General features: G+C 63.9%; 21 protein-coding genes. 13 read left to right on the plus strand and 8 right to left on the minus strand.

What is annotated here, in order from left to right; all coding sequences use genetic code 11:
* Nucleotides 1–22 precede the first annotated feature (22 nt).
* The gene (locus F7R90_RS02870; RefSeq protein WP_158055778.1) at nt 23–1,450 is read right to left on the minus strand and encodes a glycosyltransferase family 1 protein; all 1,428 of its coding nucleotides are present in this window, start codon (nt 1,448–1,450) and stop codon (nt 23–25) included.
* A 285-nt stretch (nt 1,451–1,735) separates the two neighbouring features.
* Here F7R90_RS02870 and F7R90_RS02875 point away from each other — a divergent pair, with 285 nt between their 5' ends.
* The 3 genes from F7R90_RS02875 (at nt 1,736) to dnaG (ending at nt 4,811) form a co-directional block, all read left to right on the plus strand.
* Complete coding sequence (locus F7R90_RS02875) at nt 1,736–2,458, plus strand: sugar phosphate isomerase/epimerase family protein (RefSeq protein WP_158055779.1); 723 nt, start codon at nt 1,736–1,738, stop codon at nt 2,456–2,458.
* A gap of 58 nt (nt 2,459–2,516) precedes the next feature.
* Nucleotides 2,517–3,125, plus strand: coding sequence for a hypothetical protein (locus F7R90_RS02880; RefSeq protein ID WP_158055780.1), 609 nt, complete (start codon nt 2,517–2,519; stop codon nt 3,123–3,125).
* A gap of 219 nt (nt 3,126–3,344) precedes the next feature.
* Nucleotides 3,345–4,811, plus strand: coding sequence for a DNA primase DnaG (dnaG, locus tag F7R90_RS02885; protein WP_158055781.1), 1,467 nt, complete (start codon nt 3,345–3,347; stop codon nt 4,809–4,811).
* 236 nt (nt 4,812–5,047) lie between these two features.
* Here dnaG and F7R90_RS02890 read toward each other — a convergent pair whose 3' ends face one another.
* Nucleotides 5,048–5,467 carry a GNAT family N-acetyltransferase gene (locus F7R90_RS02890; RefSeq protein WP_158055782.1) on the minus strand — a complete coding sequence of 140 codons (420 nt, stop codon included), beginning with the start codon at nt 5,465–5,467 and terminating at the stop codon, nt 5,048–5,050.
* The gene (locus F7R90_RS02895; RefSeq protein ID WP_158055783.1) at nt 5,464–6,789 is read right to left on the minus strand and encodes a DUF92 domain-containing protein; all 1,326 of its coding nucleotides are present in this window, start codon (nt 6,787–6,789) and stop codon (nt 5,464–5,466) included. Before F7R90_RS02895 ends, F7R90_RS02890 begins: the two co-directional genes overlap by 4 nt.
* 147 nt (nt 6,790–6,936) lie before the next feature.
* Between F7R90_RS02895 and F7R90_RS02900 the strand changes: the two genes are divergently transcribed.
* Nucleotides 6,937–7,545, plus strand: a complete 609-nt coding sequence (locus F7R90_RS02900) for an undecaprenyl diphosphate synthase family protein (protein WP_158055784.1) — start codon at nt 6,937–6,939, stop codon at nt 7,543–7,545.
* 84 nt (nt 7,546–7,629) lie between these two features.
* On the opposite strand, the gene uppS is transcribed toward F7R90_RS02900, so the two are convergent.
* Complete coding sequence (gene uppS / locus F7R90_RS02905) at nt 7,630–8,553, minus strand: polyprenyl diphosphate synthase (RefSeq protein ID WP_158055785.1); 924 nt, start codon at nt 8,551–8,553, stop codon at nt 7,630–7,632.
* A gap of 129 nt (nt 8,554–8,682) precedes the next feature.
* Between uppS and F7R90_RS02910 the strand changes: the two genes are divergently transcribed.
* The 4 genes from F7R90_RS02910 to F7R90_RS22665 all read left to right on the plus strand — a co-directional run bounded on the left by F7R90_RS02910 (nt 8,683) and on the right by F7R90_RS22665 (nt 11,213).
* Nucleotides 8,683–8,877: a cold-shock protein gene (locus F7R90_RS02910; RefSeq protein ID WP_158055786.1), complete on the plus strand. Its 195-nt coding sequence runs from the start codon at nt 8,683–8,685 to the stop codon at nt 8,875–8,877.
* A 101-nt stretch (nt 8,878–8,978) separates the two neighbouring features.
* A complete protein-coding gene (locus F7R90_RS02915) occupies nt 8,979–9,383 on the plus strand; it encodes a DUF5778 family protein (protein ID WP_158055787.1) in 405 nt (134 codons plus the stop codon).
* 189 nt (nt 9,384–9,572) lie between these two features.
* Nucleotides 9,573–10,967, plus strand: a complete 1,395-nt coding sequence (gene hemA, locus F7R90_RS02920; protein WP_158055788.1) for a glutamyl-tRNA reductase — start codon at nt 9,573–9,575, stop codon at nt 10,965–10,967.
* A gap of 114 nt (nt 10,968–11,081) precedes the next feature.
* The gene (locus F7R90_RS22665) at nt 11,082–11,213 is read left to right on the plus strand and encodes a hypothetical protein (RefSeq protein WP_267905106.1); all 132 of its coding nucleotides are present in this window, start codon (nt 11,082–11,084) and stop codon (nt 11,211–11,213) included.
* A gap of 2 nt (nt 11,214–11,215) precedes the next feature.
* Here the strand turns inward: F7R90_RS22665 and F7R90_RS02925 are convergent, their stop codons facing one another.
* A complete protein-coding gene (locus F7R90_RS02925; protein ID WP_225741240.1) occupies nt 11,216–13,390 on the minus strand; it encodes a CHAT domain-containing protein in 2,175 nt (724 codons plus the stop codon).
* 156 nt (nt 13,391–13,546) lie between these two features.
* Nucleotides 13,547–14,299, minus strand: a complete 753-nt coding sequence (locus F7R90_RS02930) for a DUF7504 family protein (protein WP_158055790.1) — start codon at nt 14,297–14,299, stop codon at nt 13,547–13,549.
* Nucleotides 14,300–14,439: 140 nt separating this feature from the next.
* Here F7R90_RS02930 and F7R90_RS02935 point away from each other — a divergent pair, with 140 nt between their 5' ends.
* Genes F7R90_RS02935 through F7R90_RS02950 form a run of 4 tightly spaced genes read left to right on the plus strand, consistent with a single transcriptional unit; the run spans nt 14,440 to nt 16,163 of the window.
* The gene (locus F7R90_RS02935) at nt 14,440–14,715 is read left to right on the plus strand and encodes a 4a-hydroxytetrahydrobiopterin dehydratase (protein ID WP_158055791.1); all 276 of its coding nucleotides are present in this window, start codon (nt 14,440–14,442) and stop codon (nt 14,713–14,715) included.
* Between the two features lies 1 nt (nt 14,716).
* A complete protein-coding gene (lwrS, locus tag F7R90_RS02940) occupies nt 14,717–15,085 on the plus strand; it encodes an LWR-salt protein (protein WP_158055792.1) in 369 nt (122 codons plus the stop codon).
* Between the two features lie 46 nt (nt 15,086–15,131).
* Nucleotides 15,132–15,788: an HAD family hydrolase gene (locus F7R90_RS02945; RefSeq protein ID WP_158055793.1), complete on the plus strand. Its 657-nt coding sequence runs from the start codon at nt 15,132–15,134 to the stop codon at nt 15,786–15,788.
* Between the two features lie 51 nt (nt 15,789–15,839).
* On the plus strand, nt 15,840–16,163 hold the full coding sequence (locus F7R90_RS02950; RefSeq protein ID WP_158055794.1) for a hypothetical protein: 324 nt from the start codon (nt 15,840–15,842) through the stop codon (nt 16,161–16,163).
* 24 nt (nt 16,164–16,187) lie between these two features.
* Here the strand turns inward: F7R90_RS02950 and F7R90_RS02955 are convergent, their stop codons facing one another.
* Together F7R90_RS02955 and F7R90_RS02960 are read right to left on the minus strand one after the other, a co-directional pair.
* On the minus strand, nt 16,188–18,071 hold the full coding sequence (locus F7R90_RS02955; protein ID WP_158055795.1) for a molybdopterin biosynthesis protein: 1,884 nt from the start codon (nt 18,069–18,071) through the stop codon (nt 16,188–16,190).
* 68 nt (nt 18,072–18,139) lie between these two features.
* Complete coding sequence (locus F7R90_RS02960) at nt 18,140–18,814, minus strand: SDR family oxidoreductase (protein WP_158055796.1); 675 nt, start codon at nt 18,812–18,814, stop codon at nt 18,140–18,142.
* 116 nt (nt 18,815–18,930) lie between these two features.
* Here F7R90_RS02960 and F7R90_RS02965 point away from each other — a divergent pair, with 116 nt between their 5' ends.
* Entirely contained in the window at nt 18,931–19,416 is a 486-nt protein-coding gene (locus F7R90_RS02965; protein ID WP_158055797.1) for a metal-dependent hydrolase, read from the plus strand.
* Nucleotides 19,417–19,423: the final 7 nt, after the last annotated feature.

A 19,423-nucleotide genomic window follows, 5' to 3' on the forward strand; every position in this document is an offset into this window, starting at 1 on the left:
TCCCGGTATCGCCGAGACGCTATTATCTCTCGTCCTGTTCGAACACGGGTGTCTTCCCAGTTCCAGTATCTCGGTACCCGCGTCGCCGGAGCGCGTAGACGACTTCGCTCAGCGCACACTCGCCATCCAGCAGTTTCTCACCCGTTTCCGTGAACTTCGCCGACCGTTCGTTCAGTTCGTCCAACCCAACCGTGCCGTCGAACTCGCCCAACGTTTCGCCCACTATCTCGTCGTTCTGGTCTGGCCCGTAGGATTCGACCTTTTCGGTGACGCGCCGCGCCATGTCGTCGTAGGTTCGCTGACCCGACCGAACCGGGTCGCGGATGTCCTTCGCGTACTCCAACATTCGCTGGCTCTCGGCGACGGCCTCCGACCAGTGTTCGACCACCCAGACCGCGAGGTCGGCCAGTTCGTCGATGTCGCCAGTGAGTTCGTAGTCGCTCGGAATGCAGTCGTAAATCCACGGCTGGTCGCGCGCAATCAGCACCTGCCCGCTCCCGGCCTGCTCGAACCACGTCCGGGCGAGCGTCTCGTACTCCGTCGCGGAGATGCAGAGGTCGCCTTTCTGGAGTGCGGCCTCGAACTCCTCGCGGGAGGCCTTCGGGTATGCCTCGACCCACGACAGGTCGGCGTACTCCGTCGGAATCTGGCTCATACTCGTCATCACAGTCCGGATGCCGAACTTCTCGTGAAGTAGCTCCGCGATTTCCATCACGACGCCGGTCTGCTTCTTGTCCCAGACCGACCCCGCGACGTGGAGCCATTGGGGTTCGTCGTTGTAGGTCTCCTCGAACCGGGAGAAGTCGATGGGACTGCCAGTTTGAATCGCTTCGTCCAGCGCGAGTTCCAACACCGAGTCGTCCAGTAGTTGTTCGCCGTACTCGCGCATGCCGTCGGCGTCAACGGCCGCTTTGAACCACATGCCGTCCGAAAGCACTGCCTCGGTTATCTCGGTCTCGCGCTGGAAGTCGTTGCGCCAGCCCGTGCCGGAGTACTTGAACGGAAGCTGTAGATCGTGGACGTTGGCGATGATGTCGATGGGGTCTATCTTGTCCGCGCGGTGGCCGTCGAGTGCGAGCAGCCACTTGTAGAGGTCTGCCCGGCCGCGCCGCAGTTGGTCCACGACCACGTCTACGTAGCCCAGTTCGTCGTAGATTGCCTCGCGCAACGCTTCGAGTTGTGCCTCGCTGTAGCCCGACTCGGTGAACGCGTGCTGGTGGTCGTGACCGTGCATGTACGGTTCCGCTTCCACGAGGGTCACGCGCTCGCGGTCGGCGTGGACGTACTCGGGGTCGTAGTTCGCCGTCTCGGGTGGCGCGAGCAACCAGTAGACGTGCAGGTTCGGGTCGATGTCCAGCCACGAGTCCACCCAGACGGTGGCGTCGTTGAGCGTGCCGTTCGCCGTCGCGTCGTCGGGCCGGTAGAGTTCGGGAACGATGAGTACGCGCATGGAATCGAATTGTCACCGAAGACGACGGCTCGACCCTTGAATCTACGGCCGGGCAGCGTTACGCTCGTTCGGCCACGATGACTCGTCCCGCGGACCGACCCAAGACGACGATCGAGAGCGCGAACCCCCTCGACGGTGAGAAACGGTCGTTTGCGCGCGATTCGCCTCGGAGAACGCATAGGTTCAGTCTCGAACGTCGCCGGAATACGCTTTGTGGTCGGTGGTCGGCAACGGCAGTTCTGCCGCGGCGACAACCGATTTACAGTATCTCTCCCTACAAGGAGTATGCAACCAGCGATTCAACTGTACACGCTTCGCGAGTTGGACGAGTCGGTGCCCGAACTCCTCGAACGCGTCGGTCAGACCGCTTTCGAGGGCGTCGAATTCGCGGGACTCGGCGAGAGCGACCCCGAAGCAGTCGCAGCGAAACTGGACGAAACGGGACTCGACGCGGCCGCCGCCCACGTCGGTATCGAGGAACTGGAAGACGACCTCGAAGGGACCGTCGAGACCTACCAGCGACTCGACTGCGACACGCTCGTCGTCCCGTATCTCGGCGAGGCCAACTTCGCTACCGAGGAGGCAGTCGCCGACACCGGTCGGCGACTCGTGGAACTGGCCGCCAGAGTCGAGGAGTTGGGCTCGACGCTGGCGTACCACAACCACGACCACGAGTTCGTGGACCTCGGCCAGTGGTCTGCCTTCGAGTTGCTGGTGCAGGAGACCGACTTAGACTTCGAACTCGACCTCGGGTGGGCCGCCGCCGCTGGCCACGACCCGACCGAGTTGCTCTCGCGGTTGACCGGTCGAGTCCCGGTGGTCCACCTCAAGGACACGGCCGATTCGCAGTCCGTCGAACTCGGGGAGGGGATTCTCGACTCCGAGGCGTGTGTCGAAGCCGCTCGGGATGCGGGTGCAGAGTGGCTCGTCTACGAACACGACGAACCGGACGACCCTGCGGCGTCGCTCGAACACGGCGCGGAGACGCTGGCGGCGCTGTTGGCGTAGGCACCACGTCTCGTCGGGGCAACAACATTTATCTCGCTGTCATTTGAACTGACGAGTCATGCCTTCGTTCCCTCCGCGAAGACGTCTTCCTGCCCTCTTGCTCGTCGTCCTCGCCGTCGCGCTCGTCGCGGGGAGCGGTTGGATGGTCTACGACGACTTCCGGCCGACGTACCAACTCTCGGCGACGGCCGTCGATGCGCCCGCTGACGCGGAGGTTCTAGACGTCGAGGATCTCTCGCCGGAAGCCAAAGCCGCGTTCGAGAACGCCCGCAACGGCGGCTACGTCGTCCACAACGACCCCGAGTTCCGAGAGACGTTCCCGGTCTACGAGGCGGTGTACGTCCGCGCCGACGGAACCGTCTACAAGCTGTGGCTCAGCACCGACGGGATAAACGGTCTCTCGCTCTTCATCGCCGTTCCGCTGGTCGCGTTCGCGCTCGGTCTCGGCGGCCTCGGCGCGTGGTCGTATCGGCGCGAAGCAGTCCGGCCGCCACTGACTGCGCTTGCGGCCGTCGGGGCGGCCACCGGCGCGAATCTAGCGTGGCCGTTCACCGGCACGCTGTTCCTCGCGGGGATTCCAGTCGGTCCTGCAAAGATCACGCTTCTCGCGGCGGCCGTTGCGGCGTCGGGGACGTGGGTCGGATTCGACCGGTACGACCTCGCCTGAGTACCCCCTCGACTTGTTCCGCTCGACTCGTTCGATTCACTGTCGTCGCTCGGCGAGAAAACCGCATCACGAAACCGGTGTCCGACCGACCACTCGGTGGCGAGATACTTCCGCTGACGACAGGTATTTCAGTCGTGGCGAAGGATTTTAATACATCCATGGCCGCGACCCCGCTCATGGACAACATAGCAAGCCCCTCACGGGGGGAGTTCACCAATCATGGACGATACAGCGAAATACGTCATTCACGCCGACATTACCGCCGACGGGGTGGTAGAGCGGAGTGACGTCGTCGGCGCAGTCTTCGGCCAGACCGAAGGCTTGCTGGGCGACGACTTAGACCTCCGCGACCTCCAGCAGTCCTCCAAACTCGGTCGCATCGACGTGGACATCGACAGCGAGAACGGCCAGTCGTTCGGTACCGTCACCATCGCGTCGAGCCTCGACAAAGTAGAGACGTCGATTCTCGCCGCCGCCTTAGAGACGATTACCCGCGTCGGTCCCTGCCGGGCGAGCATCTCTATCGCGTCCATCGAGGACGTGCGCGCCGCCAAGCGCCGCAAGGTCGTCGAGCGCGCGAAACAGTTGCTCGCCGACGCCTTCGACGAGGACGTGATGAACAGTCGCGAGATACTCGAAGAGGTGCGCCAGAGCGCGCGCGTCGAGGACATCGTCGAGTTCGAGGGCTTACCTGCTGGTCCGCACGTCGAAGACAGCGACGCTATCATCGTGGTCGAGGGTCGCGCAGACGTGCTGAACCTCCTTCGCTACGGCGTCAAGAACGCCATCGCGGTAGAGGGAACCAACGTCCCCGACGCCGTCGCCGAACTCACGCAGGACCGCAACGTCACCGTCTTCCTCGACGGCGACCGTGGCGGCGACCTCATCCGCAAGGAACTCGCACAGGTCGGCGACATCGACTACGTCGCGCTCGCACCGGCCGGGAAGTCCGTCGAGGACCTCGCGCGCCACGAGGTCATGTCGGCCCTGCGAAGCAAGCGCCCCTTCGAGAAGTCGTCGGTCGAATCCGATAGCGCGCCGACGACCGCCGCGACCGACGGGAGCGCACATCCCGCGCCGGAGACCGACCCGGATATTTCCGGTCTCGAAACGCCCGAGACGGCCGAAACGACGGATACGGTGGACGCCACCGAGACAACCGAGTCGTCCGACACTGCCGGAAGCGGGTCGGCCGCGTCGGTCGAGATGTCAGCGTCGTCCGACTCCCTCGAAGTCTCGACGGTCTCCGAACCGGCGACGACACCGGAGACGACCGACGAGAATTCGACGGATGTTGCCGACCAAGGGACCACGGATACCGACTCGGCGTCTGCAGACGCCGAGTCGGTCAGCGAAGACGATTCGACGGACAACCAGTCTACGACCGCCGCCGAACCGACGACGCTCCTCGAACACGTCGAAGCGGTCGTCGGCGAGGAGACTGCGAGCGTTCGACTGCTCGACTCGTCGTTCGAGACGCTCGCGGAAGCAGACGAATCGGAGGCCTTCGACACCGTGAAGGACGCCGACGAAACCCCCTACGCAGTCGTCCTCGACGGGCGACTCGAACAGCGGGTACTCGACGTAGCGGCCCAGCGCGGCGTCAACCAAATAGTCGCCCGCGAGTTGGGCGAGTTCGTCAAGCAACCGGCGAGCGTGCGGGTTCGGACCGCAGACGACTTCTAAGCGACCGTTTCCACCTTTTTCTCGTCGGGTTCCGACGCGCCGCGAAGCGGCGCTCGGAACCACTCCTCGAAAAATGTGGATCAAAAAAGGGACGCAGAGAAATCTGGGCGCGCCGCGCCCAGATTTCTCGCGTCCGCTTCGTACTGGTGCCACTTCCGCACCGCAACTACCCTGCACAGCACCGCAACTACACAGCAACCGCGACTGCAACCTCGCCGCACCGCTACCGTCATACTCTACAGGTCGTGTTCCATAACCACTGCTTCGCTACCGTCCTCGTAGTAGTCCGGTTCCCGGCCAGTCGTTTCGAACCCCAGAGATCCGTAGAACTGTTGGGCGGCCTCATCGTCGGGGTGTACCGAGAGCGAGACGCGTTTACAGCCCTCGTCTCGCAGTCGTTCGAAAATTGCGGCCAGCAGACGCGAGGCTCGGCCCTCGCGTCGGTGACTCGGAAGGACTGCCAGTTCAGCGACGTAGCCAGTCTCGTCGTCGTAGAACACCAGCGCGTAGCCGACCGGTTCCCCGTCGGCGGTCGAGACGAGCAACAGCGGTGGCCCCTCGATAGCGTATTCGAGTAGGGGCGGATTCGGCTCTCTGAGCGACTGCTGAATGTCTCGTAACTCCGAGCGGTCGCTGGAGCGGGCGGGTCGAATCACGCCAGCGCGACCACCGCGAGGACGACGCCCAGAATCGCGCCGGTCAGGGTAGCAAGGAAGTTGACGCTCTGGTTGCCGACCTTGTCACCTTCGACTGTCGCGCCGAGCAGACTATCCATCGTCATGCCTCCAGTCCCCGCTAGAGCGATGACGATACCGCCGAGGAGGCCGACGCCGTCGAACAGGAAGACCGCGATTGCGGCGACGATGACAGCGCCGAGAACGCCCGCGACTTCGCCTTGCCACGTGATGCCGCCGTCCGTGCCGGGGTCCACGCGTTCGAACGTCGTGATGAGTCGCGGGTCGTCGAAGACGCCGCCGATTTCGCTCGACAGCGTGTCGGACATCGCGGTTGCGATGCTCCCGGTGAACGCGAAGAGGAAGATGGTGCCATCGACCGGGAGTTTGTCGCTGGAGGCGTAGGCCAGCACCGCGACGAGTGCAACGGCGGCGTTGCCGAGGACGTTGCCGCTCCCGCGCGCGCCGTCGTTGTCCTCGGCGACGCCACGAGTCTTCTTGTCGTCGTAGCGGAACTTCGTCGAGAGTGCGCCGATGCCGAAGAAGGCGATGAGGACGGCGAACCACCCGTAGCCGCCGAGAACGATGGTCAACAGCGCGAGTAAGACTCCAGTGAGCATCCCCGGAATCGACGCGGCGTCGAGCGCCCACGAGATGTAGCCGAACAGCGCCGTGATGGCGATAGCGATGGCGACCCCGGAAAGGGTTACCTCCACGGCGAGGTCCGCGAACAACCACAGCAGAAACGCCGCCGACAGCATGACGAGCGGGTCGTCGCGCACCAATAGTACCGAGCGAAGCAGACCAGCGAACAGCGCACCACTCGCGGCGAGGAAGGCGATTTCCGGCAGTTGAGCGGTGAGCGAGGACACTCCCTGCCTCTGTACTATCAGCGTCGCGGCTTGTCCGATTGCGGCCGCGAGGAACCCACCGATGACGAACGCTGTCGTCTGGGCTATCGGCGCGGGACTAACCTTGCGTGCGGCTTGCTGTGCGAGGTTTCCGTAGCCCAGCAGGAGGACGGTGGCGACGCAGACTCGCGTCGGCATGCTCAGCGTCTGGTCGGGGACCATCAACGACAGTCCTGCGGCCGCGAAGGCGAAGGCGGCGAGTCCGTGGAGTCGGCCGTCCTGCCGCTCGGAGGCCCGCGCGAACCACTCGAACAGCGGCCCGTCGGTGACTGTCAGCGCGGCGACGGCGACGACGGCGAAACCGACGGCGGTCGCCCACTCGAACAGCGGCGCGGCGAGCGACAGCGTCGAGACCAGCGCGTATCCCGCCGCTCGCCGGACTCTAGTGGTCACGTTATCCCCTCGTTCCCCCGACGCCTACTTAATATTCCCGAACGGCCGACGGTGTGCGGCGTCGTGGCGTCAGACACGCGGCGGACGAAACCAGTAGTTCGCCCGGGGTCCGTGACGTTTAGGACAGTCGCGGGCGAACTCCTGCGCGTGGGACTGTACGACCGGTATCTCGCCGCCCGCCTCCACCGCCACGTCGCGGACCCGCCCAGTCACGTCGCCGTCGTCATCACCGAACGCGACCTGCTCGAACAGGGCGCATACGAGACGTTAGAAGAGTTCTTTCGCTGGGCGTTCGAGCGCGACGCCGAACGCGTGACCGTCTACGTGAGCGTCCTCGACTCGGGCGCGGTGCCGACGCTCCAGCGCGAACTGGACGGGGTCCAAGCGCCGCGAACGTTGGCCGTGCGCGGTCCAGACGACACCCAGCGCGCCGACGCCCCGATTCAGATTTCCATCGGCTTGGGCGGCAAACACGAGTTCGCAGGTGCAGTACAATCTATCGCAGAGGACGTAGAAAACGGCGAACTGTCTGCGGAGGAAGTAACAGAGAGCGACGTGGAGGAACATCTGGTGTTTCCGGAAAATCCCGACTTGGTCATCAAGACCGGTGCGGAGCGCCTCTCGGATTTCATGATTTGGCAGTCGGTCTACTCGGAACTGTACTTCACCGACGTGAACTGGCGGGACTTCCGCGAGCGCGACTATCTGCGGGCGCTGTTGGATTACAAGAACCGTCAGAGAAGGTTTGGGCGGTAGGACGAACCTCGACGGGCGAGTGAAACGAGTCCGTCGGCGATTCGAACGGTAGTGGACTCTCGGCCGCAGAATTTCTGTTACGTGCTATTCCGTCGTCTTCCCTTCGTTCTCCATCTCCAACTCCTCGACTTGCGTCCCCTCCGGCACGGCGTCTCGGAATTTATCGATCACAGCGCGCGCTTCGTCTAACTCCACGCCCCCGAAGGCCTTCACTAGCGCGACGGCGCGCTTCACGCGCGCCTGCCGCCACGACTCCTCGCGGGACTCGTAGGTGCGGATGCCTCGCAGGAAGTCCACTTTCGAGAACTCCGGCCAGTAGGGCGTGCAGAAGAAGACGGCGGCCTCGTTGCCGTTGGCGTGCCACGGCAGGAAGTTCGAGGTCCGCTCGTCTCCTCCGGTTCGAATGATGAGGTCCACGTCGCGGAGCGGACTGTCGTATATTCGGCGCTCGATTTCGGCCACGTCGATGTCCTCGGTGTCGAGGTCACCATCTTCGACCGCTTTGGCCACGTCGCGGGCAGCCCCGAGCAGTTCGTTGCGACCGCCGTACGCGAGTGCGATGTTGAGCGTGAAGTGTTCGTAGTCGGCGGTTTGCTCGTGGGCGTACTCCACCGCGTCACGGACTCGCTCGGGGAGCATCTCGACCTCGCCGATTGCACGGATACAGACTTCACCCTCGTGGACTCGGTCGGCGTCGGCGAACTCGTACAGTTTCTCCTCCAGCAAGTCGAACAGTGCCTCGCGTTCGTGGTCCGGCCGGTCGAAGTTCTCGGTCGAGAAGGCGTACAGCGTGAGTTCTTCGACGCCGAGGTCTTCACACCAGTTCAGCACGCGCTCGGTCGTCTTCGCCCCTGCGCGGTGGCCATCGTGAGCTTCTCCGCCCTGTTGGCTCGCGTAGCGGCGATTTCCGTCTTGGATGACCGCGACGTGCGCGGGCGCGCCTTCGATTTCGCGGCGCAGCAGTCGCTCGTACGCTGCCCTCACGCGTCGCTCTATCCACCGTAGCATCGGTCGGTCGGACTGACGCGACCGAGCGGCATGAACGTTTTGACCCGCCGAAAGTGGACGTTCTGTGTTAACATGGTTCACGAACAGTTGCATACCTTTTTAAGTATGGAGCGACTTGGGACGAATGCAATGGCGAAAGGTACGGTTGACTTCTTCAACGACACTGGCGGCTACGGATTCATCGAAACTGAGGACGCGGACGAGGACGTTTTCTTCCACATGGAAGACGTTGGCGGCCCTGACCTAGAAGAGGGTCAGGAAGTCGAGTTCGACATCGAGCAGGCCGACAAAGGCCCGCGCGCGACGAACCTCACGCGTCTGTAATCTGTACGGCACGTAGAAACGACAATTTTCTGGGACACTGACCGACGAGTTATCGCCTTGTAACCGCAGGGTGTTTAATCGCTCGTCGGTTTGGTCCCGGCATGAACGACGTACTCGACGAGGACCTGTACCGGCGTACTAAGCAGTTGCTCGAACCCGGAGAGATACAACTCAACGGAGCTATCGTCCACACAGATATCGGCAGTGACGACGACATCGCCATGCATCAGGCGACCGTCGATATCGGGGAAATAATCGCGGAGGGCGCGGGACTCGACCCGAAGGACACCTACGTCTACTCCGGCACCGACGACACAGACTTCTCTTCGAACCAGCATCAGGGACTCACGCTAGACGACGAGGAGTTCGTCTGGGAGTGTCAACAGTTGCTGCGCGAGGGTACCTTCGACGTGGTGTTCTACTACGAGGCCAGCGCCGACCACGAGGCGATTCTGGAAGGCATCCGTGAGGCGGGTTTCGACGTGACCGGCGTCGAGGGGTCGTAGTACCAGACCGTGAGGGGTCGTAGCACCAGACTGTTGTTTCCACTCGGGAGCACGTGTACGCGTTTGGAAGGGTTTACGTATCGTCCATTCTTAGCCCCGACTAAGAAGAAAGCGGACGGTCCGTCCGCGAGGTGAACACATGAATTTCGGACTCTCTCTCACTTCCACGCTCGTCGGAGGTCGATACCCGTGACGGTCGGTACGGGAGTCGTCTCGGGCATTCGCGTGAGCCACGACCAAGCAGACTTAGACGAAGTCGAAGCGGCCTGCCACGCAGACGCTGGGGTCGTCCTCGACCGATTGCTCGACGTGCCGGGCGTCAGCGAAGCGTTCGCGCTCCAGACGTGCAACCGATTCGAGGCCTACGTCGTGACCGACGAAGCGGCGACCGGTCGCGCGGTGCTGACCGACTTCGTGCCCTCGGTCGGCGACCACGCGGTCGTCGAGATGGGCCACGAAGAGAGCCTTCGCCACCTGATGCGCGTCTCGGCAGGGCTCGAATCGCTCGTCCTCGGCGAGGACCAGATAATCGGCCAAGTTCGCAGTGCCTACGAGACGGCTCGCGACCACGACGCTATCGGGCCGATGCTTTCGGACGCCGTGACGAAGGCGCTCCACGTCGGCGAACGCGCCCGGACCGAGACGGCCATCAACGACGGCGCGGTCTCTGTCGGCAGTGCGGCCGTGAACCTACTCGCCGAACACCGCGACCTCGACAGCGTGACGGCGCTGGTCGTCGGTGCGGGCGAGATGGGAACTATCGCGGCCCACGCGCTCGCCGACGCCGAAGTCGAGACGCTGTACGTCGCAAACCGCTCGGTCGAGCGCGCGACGGAGGTGAGCGAGGCGGTCGATACCGACGACGCCCGCGCAGTCGCGCTCGACGGACTGGAGTCGGCGCTCGTCGCAGCCGACGTCGTCGTCTCCGCGACCGGCAGCGAGGAGTACGTCTTGGACGCTGGCACGCTGGCCGACTGCGGCGAGACGCTGGTCGCCGACATCGCACAACCGCGAGACGTCTCGCCCGCTGCGGGCGCAGTCGGCGGCGTCACCATCTACGACATGGCCGCATTGGAGTCCGTGACCGACGAGACCAAGCGTCGTCGCCAAGCCGCGGCGGAGTCCGTGGAAGCCATGATAGACCGGGAGTTCGAGCGCCTGCTCGACGGCTACAAGCGCAAGCGCGCCGACGACGTCATCTCTACGATGTACGAGAGCGCAGAGCGCGTGAAGGGCCGCGAACTCTCGGAGGCACTCTCGAAGCTGGAAGCGACCGGAGAGTTCGACGACGACCAGCGCGAAATCGTCGAGTCGATGGCCGACGCGCTGATCTCTCAGTTGCTTGCCCCGCCGACCAAGAGCCTGCGCGAGGCCGCGGCAGACGACGACTGGGCGACCATCAACACCGCGCTCCAACTGTTCGACCCCGACTTCGGGTCCAGTGACGGGAAACGTCAACAGTCTGCCGAGAGCGCGGCCCCAGACGGTGACCGTCCGCCGGAGTTCGTCCAACGACTACTGACCGGAGACGAATCGATCTCCGAGGACGACGTTCCGCCCGGTATCGCGGCAGACGACGACTAAGACTCCTTTTTCCGATTCGACTCGATAGCGACAGCGCTAGCCGTCGTTCTCTCCTACGTATTTAGATTAGAAAGTTTTAGAAAAATCGACATGAAATTCTGATTATAGTTTGGTATGGCACGTTATGCCAACCCAACCGAAGTGGTCGCAAAGAACCCGAAACTACTCACCGCGTTCTGGCTGGTGACGCTGCTGCTCGTGGAGGCTGCTCCCGTTCTCGCAGACGGTGGAAAAGGCGGTCCGTGAAACTACGACTCGGCGAACCACTCGTCGCTCCAGCGTAGTTCGCCGTCAACGACGAGTGGCTCACCGTACGGTTCGAGTGCGTCTCTGAGCGCCTCGCGCTCCAAGCGTATCGCTCCGTAGTCACCCATCGTGAGGTGATACTGTTGCATCTCGTCTATTTTCGCTCTCGTAATCGAACCGGCTCCTAGCACTCGCGTCCAGTAATTACGTCGCTCGACGGTGACCGTTCGAGGGTCGTCGCCCACGTCGAGATGGTGGACTGTCGGCGTGCCGTTGTCGTTCTGCGTCACCCTGACACCGGGGTCGCCGAGCGCGACGTACTCGCGGCCGATAGACGTGTATTCGCGGACGATTTCGAGCGCACTGCCGACGGTGAATCCGTGGGAGAGCAGTCGGGCGAACGTCTCGCCGACCTCGCCCGCGCCGGAGTTCCAGAGGTCACCGAGGCTGACGACTGCGGCCCGCGCCCCCGCTTGCACCAGTTCGGTGCCTTGGTCGTGGGACCGACAGCCGTTCAGCAGTACCATCGTCGCGCCGGTCGATTCGACCGTCGCTGCGTCGAAGACGCCGTCCGGACACTCGAAGCCTCGGCCGTCGATGTGGCCGATGAAGTGGAACATGTCGCTGGAATCGGCCAGTAGCGCCCGTAGTTCGTCCGTCGAGACGCCGAACTCGTACTCGACGTTGACGCGGATGTCGCTCCGTTTGTCGTACACCGCCGCGGCGGTGTCTAACTCCTCGCGCATCTGCCCGTCGTTGCAGACCACGACGATTTCGACCGCGTCGCTCTCCGAGGACACGCTGTTGGCGAACGCTTCCGGCAACAGTTTGGTGCCGTGAATCGGCGTCTCGTCGCCGATCCACGCTTGTTCGAGAGCGTCTACGTCCGGCAACGGCATGTAGCCGTCTTCGCCGGGGACGCCGAGAGTCGGGGTGTCGTCGCCGGACGAGACCTCCTGCTCGCCGGTCGTTCCCGCGTCGCCATCCCGTTCGCCAGTCGCTCCTTCGTCGTCTCCCTGTTCGTCGCTCTCCTGCATAAAGCGCGTCAGCGCCGACGATTGGGGAGCGTCGTCAGGTGCGGTCCGGTTCCCGGACTCACTCTCTTCGCCGTCGCTAGTTCGCTTGAATGCGCCGAGTATCTCGCCGGTCTGCTCCTGTGCTTCCGACGGTTGCGACGGGGGCTGGGTCGGGTCTTTCGAACGGACGAGCGAGAGGTCGTTGAGGACGTACGGTAAGAGTTCGACCGATTCCGGCGTCGGTTGGACGTGGGTCACGCGGTGCCACGTCGGCGTGACTTCGGCCAGCACGTCGGCTGGAATCGCGAGGTAGGCTTCGAGTCGCTCTGCGAGCGAGGCGTCGTACAGTGCCTCGAAATCTAACTCGATTCGTTGTTCGACGACGGAACGCTCGTAGAGGTCGTCTGGATACAGCCCCTCGGTCCGCGTCACGCAGTCGAGGACGAGCGTCCGCTTGAGCAACGTCTCGACGTGGTCTGCCAGTTCGGCGACGGTACTGCCGAGTCGCCAGTAGATACCGGTGTCAGTCGTCAAATACGCCGTCTCGTCGGGCACGACCTGCGCTCCGAGGTAGTACGCCAAGGGCGCGACGGTGTAGACGTAGCCGTACTCCGGTGGGATTCGAATCGTGACGCCCGTCTGTGGCGGGTCGAGTTCGTCCGGAATGTGCAGTTCCTCGCCGCGCTCGACGACCGGTGGATGCCCCCGGAGACTCGGCCACGCCCGTTCGGCCGAAGTCGTCTTCAGCGACGAGGAGAACGCCGATACTGCTTTCATCATCGCTTCGGGGTCGTCCGGAACGGTAATCGTCGCCTCCGGAGAACTGTGGTGCGAGCGCGCGCCGACAGTTACCGTCGTCTTCTCGCCGAATTCCAGTCGGGCAGTCTTCGAGTCGATGTCGATGGCGACCTGACTCTCGACGTGTAGGTAGATTTTGACAGGCGTGTGAAGCTCCAGCAAGTACTCGCCCGCCGGGAAGGTGTCGGACTCGGGCGGGTCGATACCGCCCAGACGAGTGCCGTCCGGCGCACGAACCTCGGCCGGTTCCGAGGAGAACCGAAGCGTCTCGGTGCTGAGTTCGCAGGCAGCATCGACCGGAGCGGTGAACGGTCGTCTCTCCGTCTGGGACGGGTCCACAGGCCCCTCGGTGAAAAATTGCACCAATCGGGTCTCGACAGTGTCTAAGACTTCGAAACCAGTCGCGTCGGAGAGTGAGTGGAATTCAATCCTCATTGTGTCCCGTTCCCGTCGTCTTCCGTTTGAGTGGGGCAAGGCGCACGAACTGTGGCCGACGCCACACACTCTCACGGTAGCGAGTCAGAGTGGCGTCCACTGCATCTGTAAATCCTCGCTACTGATGTGCCACCGTTCTTCGGCGTCGTGGTCGTGCTTGTCGGGGTCTACGGCTCGCAGTTCGATGACGGCGTCCATCTCCTCGGCGAGCGCCTTCGTGGCGTCGCTCTCGTGCGGTTTCCGTAACGCGTAGTGGGCCATCGCGTCGTGGTCGTGGACGTGACGGCCGACCGTCCGGAGGCAGTTGCGAACGACGTCGATGCCGTAGTGTCCGACGAGTGGGTCGAGCGAATCGACGCCGACCCGTACGTCGGCCGGTCGGATGACGTCCGCGTCGTCGGACGCGTCCGCGAGTGCGTCCACGAGCGCCGACTGTAATCCGTGCAGTTGTGGGTCCGCGATTTGCGTCTCGCGAATATCCGCGAGTGTGTCCGGCGTGGACAGGTCGTCGGCGTTCGTGACAGAGCGAGGCACTGCGGTGTGGTTGAGAACGTGCGTCGTCTCGGACAGCGGCCGCGGGGTCGTGTTCGGGTCCGGCAGTCTGTCGGCGATGCTCTGGGGTGTGGCGTCGGTCACTGCCAGAACCCGGTATCGCATCGCGTCCGCGTCGCCGAACAGTTGTGCGCTCGCCCGAGTGAAAATCGAGCGTGGTGCGTCACCGACGAGCAGGAGGTTGCAGCCGTTCGTCTTGAACTCGTTCAGCAGGTTGAAAAACTCCGTGAGGCCGTCGCTCTCTGGTTCGCCCTCGTCGGACCCGCGAGCGCGGGGACGCTCCATTTCCATGTTCTCGTCTTACGTTCGCATTCCCACGCCCGGAGTAATAAATTTATCTTGTGACTAAAACCCGGGCAAGGAACAGTCGTCGTTCGGTCTGTTCGGCGAGTGATTTTATTTTCAGGGCGACCGTTGGTTCCCGCATGGCAGACCTGCTATCCGACGACGAGATTCAGGCACAGATTCCTGACGACTGGGCGCGCGACGGCGACGAAATCGTCCGCGTCTACGAGTTCGACGACTACTTGAAGGGCGTCGCATTCGCGAGCGAAGTCGGTGAAATCGCCGAAGAGGAGTTTCATCACCCCGAGATACGTATCGGCTACAAGGAAGTCGAAGTTCGGTACACGAGCCACGAGGAAGGCGGCATCACCGACAAGGACGTGAAGATGGCGGAACTAGCAGACGACCTGCGCTGAGATGGACGCTCGCTACGTCTTCGCTGTTCGGTTCCGACTCGAACCCCGAACTGAGGGCGTTGCTGTCGCTCCCGAGGAGTTCGAGACGCGACTCACCCGAGCGGCGGACCCGCCGGGTGAGGACGGGTGGCGCTTCTTCCGGGACAACCTCTGGCGCGGCGAGGTGAACGACGAGCGCCACTTCCGGAAGCTGACAGAAGACGCGCTCGGTGTGCCCGTCGTCTCGGTCGAGTACCGTTCGTTCGAGACCGACGAGGAGTATCTGGAAGCACTCAAAGCGGAGATTCGCGCCGACTTGGAGTCGTTCAACGCCGATAGCGTCTCGGAAGTGCTGAACAAGTACCTCGGGAGTTCGCTGGAAGTCGAATAGTCGGGGAAAACGTAATATATTCAAGCGTCCTAAGTTCAGGGTCCCCATGGTCTCCCGCGACTACGATTTCTGGCTCCTCGACTTGGACGGGACGCTCATCGACATCGACTGGTCGTACCCGCGATCGGTGTTCGACCGTGTCGGCGACCGACTCGGGAGAGCGTTCACCGACAAAGAAGCAGAAATCCTCTGGCACGGACTCGGCGGAAGTCGCAACGAACAACTCCGGGCGTGGGGTATCGACCCCGACGACTTCTGGCCCGCCTTCCACGACGTGGAGGACCCCCAACAACGTGCTCGTAAGACGTACCTCTACGAGGACGCCGAGTTCGTCGCGGACCTCGACTGTCCGGTCGGACTCGTCACCCACTGCCAGCCATTTCTGACGAATCCAGTACTCGACAACCTCGACATCCGTGACTGGTTCGACACGATAATCTGCTGTGACGAGGACCTCGGCTGGAAACCCGACCCCGCGCCCATCGAACTGGCGATGCAGAACATCGGCGTCCACGGGGGCGACGGCGTGGGTGTCTACGCGGGCGACGGCGCGAGCGACGTGGGCGCGGCGTGGAACGCCGGACTCGACGCGATTCACGTCGAGCGTCACGGCCACCACCGTCGCGAACAGTGCGTCCTCGGTGACCACCGCGTCGAGACGTTCGACGAGTTGTGGACGGCGAATCCGTCTGCGGACGACTGAGGAAGAGCCGGGTTCAGAGCGATTTTATACGACTTCTGCAAACGTTCGGTCGTGACTGCGACCGACTTGTTTCGGACCGATTTCGAACCGATAACCGTCACTCTCCTCTGTGTCCTCTCGTTGCTGGCGCTTCCGCTCACAGTCTTCGCGTGGGTCATCGTCTTCGACAGCACGGGACTGGACACGATGGTCCCGGACGGGGTTTTCACGTACCTCCTTCCCGGCGTCACTGCCGCGCTTCCGGCGACAGTCGGTACCAGTTACTTCTACGACCGAAGTACGGTACTCAGAGTCGGCGGTGTGGTGGCTTTCGTGGGCACCGTACTGGCAGTCGTCGGCTGTTGGACGACGACCGGCGGCGTCGTCGTCTGCTGAGACGGTCGAGGCGAGCGGTGACGGCTACCGATTGTATCCCGGTAAGTCGGCGAGTACCGCGTCCAATTTCGACTCCAGTACCGTTTCGAGTTCCTGCACGCCCGTCTTCTCCGTCCGCTCGGAGTTGGCCAGCACTTGCACCTGCTCCGTGCCGAGCGAGACGAAGCCGAGTTCCAACTTCTCGGCAGTCGCGCGCAGGCCGACCCCAGCGTCGGCCTTCCCGGCGGCGACCCGCCGTGCAGGACTCTCGTGGGCTTTCGTCGCCATCTCGAAGCCGTCGATAGCTTCGACCAGTTCGTGGCGGGTCGTGTCTCGCTCTTCGGCGAGGTCGGCGAGCGCGTTGCTGAGCGTGGTTCTGAGTCCCGAGTCGGTGCTGCGATTGACGAACCGCACGTCCGTCTCCACGAGGTCGGCCAGACTCGATAGCTCGTCGGGATTTCCGGCAGGGACGACCAGTCCCCACTCGCGCTCAAAGGTACCGAGTTCGTCGGCGTCAACGTCCCGGTCGCCTGCGCTGGCAACCGCGAAGTCCGGGACGCCGTCGCGAAGTCGCCGAAGCCCCTCCCGAGAGCCGACGCCGAGATACCTGGGTCGCTCCAACTCGTCCAGCAAGCGCGCGAACGCCGGGTCGTCCTCGCCGACGCCGAGCACTGTAGGCGCTCGCACGTCTGCGGAGAACAACTCGACTTCGACGGACTCGCCGTCGGCGATGTAACTGGTGTCGGCGTGCACTTCCACCACACCGTCGGCTTCTACGAGGCTGGTCGTTGCGCCACTACCCTTGTCTACGGTGTACGCGAGCAGTTCCCCAGTTGCATTCTCTACGAGTCCCACGGGGAGCATCCGCGTTCGGCCCTCGCTGTAGCGTTCCTCGGCGGCCATCTTGGCCTCGATGGTTGCACTCGTTGGCTCAGGTACTCCGGCGGCGCGGCGAATCGCGGGCGCGACGAAGGTCCTGAAAATCGTGAGCGCCGAGACGGGGTAGCCGGGGAGACCGACGTACGCGGAGTTTTCCAATCGCCCCACCAACATCGGCTTGCCGGGCTTGACCGAGACGCCGTGGAGGAGGAGTTCGCCACGGTCTTCGATGACCTGGTAAATCACGTCTACCGCGCTGGCGCTGGTCGAACCGGACGAGAGGACGAGGTCGCACTCGTCGGCGGCCTGTCGAAGGATCGACTCCATCTCGTCGTAGTCGTCTCCGGCGTGAGGGTACATCTCGGCGTTGCCGCCTGCTTCCGCCACCGCAGACGCTATCGTGTAGCTGTTCACGTCGTAAATCTGTCCGGCGTCGCTGTTCAGTTGCTCGCCGGGCCGAACGAGTTCGTCGCCAGTCGAGACGATGCCGACTTTCGGCTTACCTCGAACTGGGACGGAATCGACTCCGAGCGCCGATAGTAAGCCGATTTCTCTCGGAGTCAACTTCGTTCCTGGTCCGAGCGCGCGTTCGCCCGCCGCGATATCCGCGCCCGCAGTCATCACGTGGTCGCCCGGCGCGAGGGCGGTCTGCACCAACACGGTGTCGCCCTGCTCTCGGGTTCGCTCGACCATCACCACGGCGTCCGCGCCGGGCGGCATCACCGCGCCGGTCGAGATTTCGACGGCCTCGTCTTCCGAGACTTCGGTGTCGGGTTCTTCGCCCGCGTGGACGACGCCGGTCAGTTCCAGTGGATTGGGGTCTGTCTCGTCGGCCCCGAAGGTGTCGCGCGCTCGAACCGCGTAGCCGTCCATGCTCGCGCGGTCGAACCCCGGCACGTCGAGGTCGGCGTCGAGTCGTTCGGCCAGTACGCGCCCGCGTGCTTCCGCCAGCGGGACGCTCTCGGTCGCTGGCACGAGGTCCAAGTCCGCGATGGCCTCGCGGGCGGCCTCGGGGCTCGCGAGGTCCCGAAACTCCTTGCGTTCGCTCATGGCCTTCGCTTGGTCGCCATCAGGGATAAACTTCCGTACCGCGGTAGACTGCGTTCCGTACTGGCGTCTCAGGCTGTCGCCTGCTTCCACGCTTTCAGCCCGACGACTTCACCGTCGAGTTCGTCGGTCGGGGCGTTCGTCGCGGCCCAGAGAAAGAGTCCGGCTACGTCTTCGGGGTCCCGGCCCTGTCCGCCGGTGAGGTCGGTGGCTACCTGTCCGGGGTCCACGACCCCGACCGACTGGTCGAGTTCCGTGGCGAACCCGCGTACGACCGCCTCCGTGGCGGCCTTCGAGACTGCGTAGGAACCGTACCCCGGCTTGGTCTCGCGGGCGACGCTACCGGAGGGAACGAGGACGCGGGCGTCGTCGGCGAGATGCGGCAGTGCCTCCTGTATCGCGGCGAAGACGCCGCGAACGTTCGTTCTGAGCGTGTCGTCGAAGGACGCGTACGGCTCTTCGGTCAGCGGCGTCTCTCCCGGCGCGCCGTGGTAGACGCCAGCGCAGGCGACGACCACGTCGATGCCGTCGCCGCCAGCGCGAGCGGCCGTCTCCATCAACCGCTCCACGTCGAACTCGTCGCGCACGTCGGCGCGAACCGTCTCGATGCTCTCGGGGAGGGCGTCTAACTCGTCCTGCTCGCGGGCACACGCGACGACCGTCGCGCCCTCGTCGGCGAAGCTTCGGGCGACTGCCGCGCCGATGCCCCGACTCGCGCCGGTGACGACGACTGTCTGTCCGTCCATGTGGCTTCCGTCGGCGCGGATACACAAACCGGTTTCTGCTCGTGGCTCACGACGACGACCCGTGACTGTCTGCGTCTTTCGCCGCTGTTAAATCCGGCCGTGAGAGACTCGTCCGCATGTTCCGACTCGGCCACTACGGCGTCGCACTCTTGCTGTACGCCCCCGTCGGTGGGTGGCTACTCACCACCGGCAACCCCTCGCTGGCGATTCTCGGCGGTGCGGCCGTCCTCTGGTTGACGATGGTCCCCGACTTGGACGTTCGCGTGCCGTTCGTCTCGCACCGCGGGCCGACCCACACGTTGCCGTTCGTCGGCGGCGTAGCGGCTCTCGTCTGGTTCGGCGGCACCGCCGCGGGACTCGGGTCGGTCGCTCTGGGTCCGACCGACGTGCGCACCTTCGCGGCGGGCGTCGTCGCGCTCTCGTTGTCGGCCCATCTGCTCGCGGACGTGCTCACGCCGATGGGCGTCGCGGTGCTGTGGCCACTCTCGGGCGAGCGATACTCGCTCTCTGTGGCACCGGCCGACAGCACGCTCGCGAACTACTCGCTGTTCGCGCTCGGCGTCGCGGCGAGCGCGGCCACGCTGTTCCTCGGCGTAACGTAGCTTGCCA

The organism is Halorussus halophilus, from assembly GCF_008831545.1.
Taxonomy (GTDB): Archaea; Halobacteriota; Halobacteria; order Halobacteriales; family Haladaptataceae; genus Halorussus; species Halorussus halophilus.